At 72.8% G+C, this 835-nt stretch carries 1 protein-coding gene; it reads right to left on the bottom strand.

The window, feature by feature from the left end; translation table 11 throughout:
- Positions 1 to 835 (bottom strand): M6 family metalloprotease domain-containing protein (locus FNQ90_RS25320; protein WP_228471601.1); only part of this gene is annotated, 835 nt, incomplete at both ends.

Raw genomic sequence — 835 nt, 5'->3', positions numbered from 1 at the left:
GCCCTCCGGGTGGGCCGGGGGCGCCCCGTCGGGCGTTCCGGCGCGCGGTGGGGCATCGGGCCGCCCGGGTCGGCCGTCCGCCCGCACGTCCGCCTCCGGCTCGGGGTCCGTGCCGGTGTCGGGGGCGTCGCCGGTGGACGGGGTCCCGAGCGGGACGAGGCGGTGCTCGGTGGTGCCGGCCTCCACGACGCAGTCCACCTGGTCATCGGTCAGCCATCCGAGCTTCCAGCGGTGCCAGGCCAGCATGCCGTTGCTGGGGCCCCAGTCCTGCTCCATCACGTCCCAGTGACCGGTCAGCAGGGGTGGTTCGCCGGTGCCGGTCCAGTAGAGGTCCGGCAGGCCGAAGGCGTGGCCGTTCTCGTGGACCAGGACCCGGTGGGAGCTGTCGCCCGGTTGGGTGCTCCAGATGAAGCTCACGTTCCGCAGCGGGCCCGTCGGGGTCTCCACCAGCGGTCGGCCGGGGAAGGAGACGGACAGCACGGTCTCCAGGGCGGAGGGGCCGGCGTTCGGGGTGGTGAGCACGTTCACCACGTCGTAGGAGGAGAAGTCCACCTCCCCGCCCACCTCGTCGACGATGTCGAGCATCAGGGCGTTGTATCCGGAGGGGTCGTCCGGGTGCCACCCCACCCCGCGGTCGATGCCGTACTCCTCGAACGGGCGGGACATGCGCAGCCAGCGGTGCACGGGGTCGGGTCGGTAGTCCATCCGGCCGTAGGAGGCGGTGGCGAAGTACTCCGCGGTGGCGGGGAAGAACTCGGCGAAGCGGTCGGCGGTGTCGATCCGCGCCTCGGCGTCGGGGAAGTCGATGAACAGGGTCAGGGCACGGACCGTGCCC

It is taken from the genome of Streptomyces alkaliphilus (assembly GCF_014141535.1).
GTDB lineage: Bacteria > Actinomycetota > Actinomycetes > Streptomycetales > Streptomycetaceae > Streptomyces > Streptomyces alkaliphilus.
Note: the sequence above shows the minus strand (reverse complement) of the source record. Positions and strands in the feature narration are given on the sequence as shown.